General features: G+C 69.6%; 1 protein-coding gene. It reads right to left on the bottom strand.

Annotated features, from left to right (window positions below; translation table 11 throughout):
- Window positions 1-329 (bottom strand): alpha/beta fold hydrolase (locus tag ABD323_RS43830; protein WP_486327189.1); only part of this gene is annotated, 329 nt, incomplete at its 3' end.
- Between the last annotated feature and the right edge of the window lie 279 nt (window positions 330-608).

The raw sequence follows: 608 nt of genomic DNA, 5'->3' as shown, positions 1-608 counted from the left end.
CATTCGTAGTTGACCAGCAGGGACCACACGTAGTAGCCGCGGATGTCGCCCCCGGCGGCGATCGCGTCGGTGACGGCGGTCAGCAGCCGGTGCACGTCCTCGGCGTGCTCGGCCAGGCTCGCGCCGCGCTCCGGTGCGTCCAGCCGGCTGCGGGACAGGCCCCGCCGGTCGTACGTCACCACGGTGTACGCGTCGGTGAGGCCCGCCACCAGGTCGGTGCTGCGCTCGGCGTCACCCTCGCCGCTCTGCGAGACGAGCAGGACCGGGCCGGTCCCGCGCACCTCGTAGTGCAGGGTCGCGCCGGGGACGGTGAGGCTGGCAGTGGGCATGGTGGTGTTCCCCCTCCGGGTGCTGACGGTCCGTCCGTCGCACTGCCTTCACCGTAGTGCATCCAAAGAGATGTATCAATATGGATGGATCACTATGGATGTATCTTGTCCTCATGAACGGAGTCGAGCTCTTCCTGCTGGGCCGGGCCCTGTTGAAGATCGGCGAGGGCGCCATCCCGGAGCCCCCGGGCGGCTGTCACTCCGCCACCACCCGCGCGGTCCTGATCCTCCCCACCGACATCGCCGCCCACCCCGGCACCACCGCCAGCGAGATCGTGG

The sequence above is a fragment of the Kitasatospora nipponensis genome, from assembly GCF_039528135.1.
Lineage (GTDB): Bacteria > Actinomycetota > Actinomycetes > Streptomycetales > Streptomycetaceae > Kitasatospora > Kitasatospora nipponensis.
This window is presented reverse-complemented; position numbering and strand designations above follow the sequence as displayed.